4 protein-coding genes and 5 pseudogenes are annotated in these 6,599 nt (G+C 69.3%); 5 read left to right on the forward strand and 4 right to left on the reverse strand.

Annotated elements, in window-relative coordinates; translation table 11 throughout:
* The first annotated feature begins 77 nt into the window (after positions 1-77).
* Positions 78-1,367 carry a phenylacetate--CoA ligase PaaK gene (gene paaK, locus ABD374_RS11965; RefSeq protein WP_344494316.1) on the forward strand — a complete coding sequence of 430 codons (1,290 nt, stop codon included), beginning with the start codon at positions 78-80 and terminating at the stop codon, positions 1,365-1,367.
* Here paaK and ABD374_RS11970 read toward each other — a convergent pair.
* Positions 1,336-1,959: pseudogene (locus ABD374_RS11970) on the reverse strand (AMP-binding enzyme); the annotation flags it as partial. The gene paaK and the pseudogene ABD374_RS11970 sit on opposite strands and share 32 nt — an antisense overlap.
* Here ABD374_RS11970 and ABD374_RS11975 point away from each other — a divergent pair.
* The gene (locus ABD374_RS11975; protein WP_344494318.1) at positions 1,955-2,239 is read left to right on the forward strand and encodes a hypothetical protein; all 285 of its coding nucleotides are present in this window, start codon (positions 1,955-1,957) and stop codon (positions 2,237-2,239) included. The pseudogene ABD374_RS11970 and the gene ABD374_RS11975 overlap by 5 nt on opposite strands.
* Positions 2,240-2,635: 396 nt before the next feature.
* Here ABD374_RS11975 and ABD374_RS11980 read toward each other — a convergent pair whose 3' ends face one another.
* Positions 2,636-3,049 carry a recombinase family protein gene (locus tag ABD374_RS11980; RefSeq protein WP_344494320.1) on the reverse strand — a complete coding sequence of 138 codons (414 nt, stop codon included), beginning with the start codon at positions 3,047-3,049 and terminating at the stop codon, positions 2,636-2,638.
* A gap of 110 nt (positions 3,050-3,159) precedes the next feature.
* Between ABD374_RS11980 and ABD374_RS11985 the strand changes: the two are divergent.
* Positions 3,160-3,294: pseudogene (locus ABD374_RS11985) on the forward strand (XRE family transcriptional regulator); the annotation flags it as partial.
* Between the two features lie 80 nt (positions 3,295-3,374).
* Here ABD374_RS11985 and ABD374_RS11990 read toward each other — a convergent pair.
* A pseudogene (locus ABD374_RS11990) lies at positions 3,375-3,724 on the reverse strand (AMP-binding protein); the annotation flags it as partial.
* Positions 3,725-3,871: 147 nt separating this feature from the next.
* Here ABD374_RS11990 and ABD374_RS11995 point away from each other — a divergent pair.
* Together ABD374_RS11995 and ABD374_RS12000 are read left to right on the forward strand one after the other, a co-directional pair.
* A pseudogene (locus ABD374_RS11995) lies at positions 3,872-5,448 on the forward strand (penicillin acylase family protein); the annotation flags it as partial.
* 600 nt (positions 5,449-6,048) lie between these two features.
* Complete coding sequence (locus tag ABD374_RS12000; protein ID WP_344494326.1) at positions 6,049-6,171, forward strand: hypothetical protein; 123 nt, start codon at positions 6,049-6,051, stop codon at positions 6,169-6,171.
* Between the two features lie 143 nt (positions 6,172-6,314).
* Here ABD374_RS12000 and ABD374_RS12005 read toward each other — a convergent pair.
* Positions 6,315-6,440: pseudogene (locus ABD374_RS12005) on the reverse strand (transposase); the annotation flags it as partial.
* Positions 6,441-6,599 lie beyond the last annotated feature (159 nt).

Below are 6,599 nucleotides of genomic sequence, written 5' to 3' on the forward strand. Positions count from 1 at the left end.
CCTGGATTACTGGCCCACGGAAGATCAGCCGAATGAGCCGAATGACCGGTCGTCCGGTCCGTGCGGGAGAGTCACCCATGACGGTTTTGCTGGACGCGGCGGAGCAGCTCGGCCGCGAGGAGCTCGGTGTGCTGCAGCTCGGGCGCCTGCGGACGACACTGCGCCACGCGTACGAGAACGTCCCGTTCTACCGGCAGGCGTTCGACAGGGCCGGACTCCGTCCCGAGGACTGCCGTTCGCTCGCCGATCTCGCCCGCTTCCCCTTCACGGTCAAGACCGATCTGCGCGACCACTACCCCTTCGGCATGTTCGCCGTTCCCGAGACCGACATCCGCCGCATCCACGCGTCCAGCGGCACGACGGGCCGCCCGACGGTCGTCGGCTACACCGAGCGCGACCTGGACATGTGGGCCGACATGGTGGCCCGCTCGATCCGCGCGGCCGGCGGCCGCCCCGGGCACAAGGTGCATGTGGCGTACGGATACGGCCTGTTCACGGGCGGCCTCGGCGCGCACTACGGGGCCGAGCGGCTCGGCTGCACCGTCATCCCCGCGTCGGGCGGGATGACCGCGCGCCAGGTGCAGCTGATCCAGGACTTCCGCCCCGAGGTCGTCATGGTCACGCCCTCCTACATGCTGACGCTGCTCGACGAGTTCGAGCGCCAGGGCGTGGATCCTCGTACGACCTCCCTCGAAGTGGGCATCTTCGGCGCCGAACCGTGGACCGAGGAGATGCGGCGCGAGATCGAGGAGCGGTGCGCGATCGACGCCGTCGACATATACGGACTGTCGGAGGTCATCGGCCCCGGAGTGGCGCAGGAGTGCGTGGAGACCAAGGACGGTCTGCACATCTGGGAGGACCACTTCTACCCGGAGGTCGTCGACCCGGTCACCGGCGAGGTGCTGCCGGACGGCGAGCAGGGCGAGCTGGTCCTCACCTCGCTCACCAAGGAGGCCATGCCGGTCGTCCGCTACCGCACGCGCGACCTGACGCGGCTGCTCCCGGGAACCGCGCGTCCGGGGTTCCGGCGGATGGAGAAGGTCACCGGCCGCAGCGACGACATGGTCATCCTGCGCGGCGTGAACCTCTTCCCCACCCAGATCGAGGAGATCGTGCTGCGTACGCCCGGTGTCGCTCCGCACTTCCAGCTGCGGCTGACCCGCGAGGGCCGGATGGACCACCTGACCGTACGGGCGGAGGCGCGGGCGGAGGCCACCGGGGAGCAGCGGGCGGCCGCGTCGGCGTCGATCGCGGCCGCCGTGAAGGACGGCGTGGGGGTGTCGGTCGGGGTCGAGATCGTCGATCCCGAGACGCTGGAGCGGTCGGTGGGCAAGCTCAGGCGGATCGAGGATCTGCGGACGCAGTAGACGAGGCGGGCGAAGCAGGCGAGGTGGGCGAGGTGAACGCGCCCAAGCGGTGGCGCAGTTCGCGCTTGAGGATCTTCCCGCTGGCGTTGCGCGGCAGTTCCTCCACGAACAGCACCCGTTTCGGGGCCTTGAAGCGGGCGAGCTTCTCGCGGGCGTGGGCGAGGAGTTCCGCTTCCGTCACCTTGCCGCGCGGTACGACGACGGCGGTGACGGCCTCGATCCAGCGCTCGACCGCCGCCTCCGCGACGCCCGGGTGGGTGTAGAGCGCGTCCTCGACCTGCCGGGAGGCGACGAGCACGCCACCGGAGTCGATGACGTCCTTCACCCGGTCGACGATCGTGAAGTACCCCTCGCGGTCGCGCACCGCGAGGTCTCCGGAGCGGAACCAGCCGTCGCGGAACGCCTCCCTGGTCTCGGCCGCCCTGTGCCAGTAGCCCTCGCACAGCTGCGGTGAACGGTGGACGACTTCGCCCGCCGTTCCGTCGGGGACCTCGTCGCCGTTCTCGTCGACGACCTTCGCCTCGACGAAGAGCACGGGCCTGCCGCACGAGTCCATCCGCCCCTCGTGCTCGTCCGGCCGCAGGACGGTGGCCGGCACGGACATCGACTACGCGGCCCGCGTCGCCAAGGGCGCGGCTCTGCTGGACGAGAAGAAGCCCGGCTGGGAGAACCAGATCGCCCTGGACACGCTGAACATCTCCGACGGTACGTGCTGCGTCACGGCGCAGCTCAGCGGTGTGGGCAGCTGGATCACGGGCATGAACCAGTTGGGCCTGAGCATGGACGCGTACGTGGCCACGGCTTCAACGCCCGTGAGGACTACCACCAAGCCCACGCGTATGACGCGCCCAACGTGCTCTGGAAGGACTTGATCAAGGAGCGCCGGACCGCCGGTACGTGCGGCACGCTGCCCGACTGCAACACCGCCGGCGGTACCTGCGGGTGCGGTACCGGCTGAGCGCCAACTCCCTCTGCCCGCCGGACGGTCTGCCCCCGGCGGGCAGAGGACCAGTTCTTGGAGAGGAAGCCATGCCCCAGCAACGGGTTCAGAAGACCCGCAGAACGTCCGTCGCCAAGCGGATTGACCGGGACCGGCAGGACGGCGAGAGAAGCCGTTCCGAGGTCCGCGCAGACGTACGACGAGTGTGGTGGCCGGAAGGCCAGTAAGCGTGAAGAAGCCCCCCTCCGTTCAGAGGATTGAGACCCGCACCGGCCGGGGTGCTGCCACCTTGAGGGGCGTCCTGGCCAGGGCGGGCATTCATGGGGGGTCAGGTCGGGATGGCGGGTGTTGTCAGCCTGCCGTTACCCGCCTGCGGGGGGTCCGTCTCACCGGACGCGGTTTCGCAGTAACCGCCCGCAGCGGCAATCCGACGACGAAGAGAGGCAGAGTTTGTCTCGTCGCGAGAAAACCTGTCCCATCCCTGTGCCAGGCAGATCACCCGCCGAGAGCGGGCGAACTGCTCCATGGCACGACACATGCCGTCGAACTCCGGACGGTGGTCGTCACCAAGAGCGTCATAGCCTTCGTCAATCCAGACGCCGGCGACCTCCCAGCCCTTCAGCGTCGCGTACGTCCGACAGTCTTCGATGCGGATACCGAGGATGGTCTTCGTCGCCGTAGCGTGCCGGTCGTAGATGAACGCGAGTGGTGCTTGCTGCACGGGTGCTTGAGGTTCCGTCATTCTTCGCCGCCTCTCTTCGGCTGGTGCCCTGCGGTTCAATCGGACCGCCGGGGAGATTCCTTGGGGAGCGGCCAGACGTAGGCCAGGTGTAGGCCAGGATTGGAGGTGTGATGATCGGAGAGAGGATCAAGCAGCGCCGCGGGGCGCTTGGCTGGAGCCAGCCACGGTTGGCCAGCGAGGCCAACCGGTGTGCTGGGTTGGAAACGTTGACCCGACAGGACATCAATCGATACGAGACCGGCCGACGCTCCCCGAGGACGTGGCTGCCAGCCATCGCGCTGGCGTTGGGTGTTGAGCCGGCCCAGCTCACAGGGCCCGACCCTCCCGAGGAGAGGCCGGGGTCGGCGAGGACCAATGCGCTGCCCGAGTCGTCCAGGATGTACGCCAGGTCGTCACCGGTCAGGTTCTGGTTGACCGGCACGTGGACGAGCCCGGCGCGTGCGCGGGCGAGGAAGGCGAACAGGTACACGTCCGAGTTGTGGCCGTAGGCCGCCACCCAATCGCCGTCCTCCAGCCCGCAGGCGGCCAGTCCGGCGGCGGCGGTGGACACCGCGGCGCCCAGCTCGGCGTAGGTCCAGGCCCGGTCGGCGTACCGCAGGGCAGTGCGCTCCGGGGTCCGCCGCGCGCTGCGGCCACGATCCCGTCGACTGTGCTGCCGCGTACGTCTGCCGTCATGGCGTGATCCTGGAGCGCGGTGCCGGCGGGGTCAAGTGGCCGCGGGGCCGGATGCCGGCCGGGATGTTGACATGGGCGCATCAGGGTGCCTGCATGGACCAATCACTCTGCCGACCCCCTTGCGCCACCGTCACTTTGGGAGGCACGTTGCACTTCCGTACCCGCCTGAAACAGCTCACACTCACCGGGATAGCCCTGGTCACCGCGGCGGCCGTGCTGCCGCCGGCCACTGCCGGAGCCACCTCCGGGACCGCCGACGCCGGTTCCCGCGACCGGCATCCGTCGTCCGGCAAGCTGTCCGCTCTCATCCGATACACGGAGTACGGCATTCCGCACATCGTGGCCAAGGACTACGCGAACCTCGGCTTCGGCACCGGCTGGGCCCAGGCCGCCGACCAGGTGTGCACGCTCGCCGACGGGTTCGTGACCGTGCGGGGGGAGCGTTCGCGTCACTTCGGCCCGGACGCGGCGCCCGACTCCTCGCTGTCGTCCGCCACCAGGAACCTGTCCAGCGACCTGTACTTCGCCGGCGTACGGGACGCGGGTACGGTCGAGAAACTGCTGGCCACGCCCGCCCCCGCCGGCCCCAGCCGGCAGGTCGGGGACTCGATGCGCGGCTGGGCCGCCGGGTACAACGCGTGGCTGAAGCAGAACCGCATCACCGACCCGGCCTGCAAGGACGCCGACTGGGTGCGCCCGGTGACACCGCTGGACGTCGCCCGGCGCGGGTTCGCGGTCTCCGTGCTGGGCGGCCAGGGCCGCGGCATCGACGGCATCACGCCGCAGCGCCGCCGAGCGCCGGGCCGCCGAGCGCCGGGCACACGGGCGCCGCGCCTGTGGACACGGTCGATCCGGAGCGGGCGGCCGGTGCGGCGCGCGCGATGTTCGCTCCGCAGAACGCCGACATGGGGTCCAACGGCGTCGCGTTCAGCGGGGGGACCACCGCGAACGGGCGCGGACTGCTGCTGGGCAATCCGCACTACCCCTGGCAGGGCGGCCGGCGCTTCTGGCAGTCGCAGCAGACCATACCGGGCGAACTGAACGTCTCCGGCGGCTCGTTGCTGGGCACGACCGTCGTCAACATCGGCTTCAACGAGAAGGTGGCCTGGAGCCACACGGTCGCGACGGGCGTCCCCCTCAACCTCCACCAGCTGACCCTGGATCCGGCCGACCCGACGGCGTACCTCGTGGACGGCAATCGGGAGCGGATGACGAAGCGGACGGTGTCCGTGCCGGTCAAGGGCGGGTCTCCGGTGACGCGGACCCAGTGGTGGACCCGGTACGGGCCGGTCGTCACCTCGCTCGGCGCCTCGCTGCCGCTGCCCTGGTCGGCGACGACGGCGTACGCCCTCAATGATCCGAACGCCGCCAACCTGCGGGGCTCCGACACCGCGCTCGGCTTCGCGAAGTCCCGCTCCACGCGCGACGTCCAGGAGACCCTGCGCCGCGTCCAGGGGCTCCCCTGGGTGAACACCGTCGCGGCGGACTCCGCCGGGCACTCCTTCTTCAGCCAGTCACAGGTCCTGCCGCGGATCACCGACGACCTCGCACAGCGCTGTTCGACGCCGCTCGGGAAGGCGACGTACCCGGCGTCCGGGGTCGCCGTCCTGGACGGCTCGCGCGGCGACTGCGCGCTCGGCTCGGACAAGGACGCGGTGCAGCCGGGGATCTTCGGCCCGTCGAAGATGCCGGTGCTCAAGGACGCGCCGTACGTCGAGAACTCCAAGACCATGATCAAGGCATGATTATTTCGTGGCTTTGACGTGTAAAGAGCAGCAGGTCAGGGCAGGTGCGGGCAAAACTGGGTGCTTGCTGGTCCTCGAAGAGTGTGAGCTGCTTGGCCCATCAGACGGGCGCTGCTCGTCGGTCCGAAACGCCTCGCACGCGCCGATGGTCCGGGTCGCACTTGGCCTGTGCCGTGTCTTCCCTCTTGGACATTCCGCCCAGTGGCGGCGCCTGCTGACCCGTATCTCCAGCGGAGTGCCGGCGTTCAATGGGCGTGACAGATAGTCAGTACGTAGCGGCACTGACCCATTGCATCGAAGAGCACTGTGAGGCCGTGAAGAGAACGCACGAGGCGTGGGAGCAGGCCCAGGAGTTGGCCTTGAGCATGGTCCGTCTCGTCCAAGACTGCCTGGCCGCAGGTACATCCTGGTCGGAGGTGGGGCGACTGCTCGCCGAAGTCGCGGATGGGACCCCTCCCGAAGGACTGCTCCTGCATAGGCCTCCGGATCCGAGCTCCTTTGCTCGAACTGCGGCGAGTCGCCCCGCTGCTCGGCCGTGACCATGATGGACATGGGCTTTTGCCCCTACTCGACGGCGAGATGGATTTTGGTCATCAGCCCGCCGCGGGACCGTCCGAGGCCGTGATCGGCCGGCTCGACGGCGACTCCGCCGGGCGGCTCCTTCTGGAGGCCCCCCTTTTCACCGCCCCGGCGGCGTACTGATGGGCCCGGCAGACGGTGGAATCGACGTTGACCTCCCAGGCGATCAGGCCTTTTGTGTCTGCCTCGGTCTGGAGACGGGTAAGAATCGTGGCCCACGTCCCGTCCCGCTGCCAGCGCCAGAACAGGTCGTAGGACCGGCCCCAGGGCCCGTACCTTTCGGGCACGTCCCACCACGGGGCACCCGTCCGGGTCCGCCACCGTATGCCGTCCATCAGCTGCCGCCGCGTCCACACCTGCGGCTGGCCCGGCTTGGTGCCCTGCGGCAGCAACGGCTCAAGCCGGGCCCACTGGCCGTTCGTCAGATCTCCACGTCCCCCACAGCCCCTAGGCCGTGTCTGATGGTTCTTTGATGAGGTCGCGGAGCCAGATCACGATGGCTGCCGTGGCCAGGGTGCCGTTGAAGATGTAGTCGCGTTTGTCGTACCTGG

Source organism: Streptomyces enissocaesilis (genome assembly GCF_039533765.1).
GTDB classification, from domain to species: domain Bacteria; phylum Actinomycetota; class Actinomycetes; order Streptomycetales; family Streptomycetaceae; genus Streptomyces; species Streptomyces enissocaesilis.

Bases quoted from the DNA above. Each gene is read 5' to 3' on its own strand.
- paaK (WP_344494316.1), top strand. From the start codon at position 78: ATGACGGTTTTGCTGGACGCGGCGGAGCAGCTCGGCCGCGAGGAGCTC.
- ABD374_RS12000 (WP_344494326.1), top strand. From the start codon at position 6,049: ATGGATTTTGGTCATCAGCCCGCCGCGGGACCGTCCGAGGCCGTGATC.
- ABD374_RS11980 (WP_344494320.1), bottom strand. From the start codon at position 3,049: ATGACGGAACCTCAAGCACCCGTGCAGCAAGCACCACTCGCGTTCATC.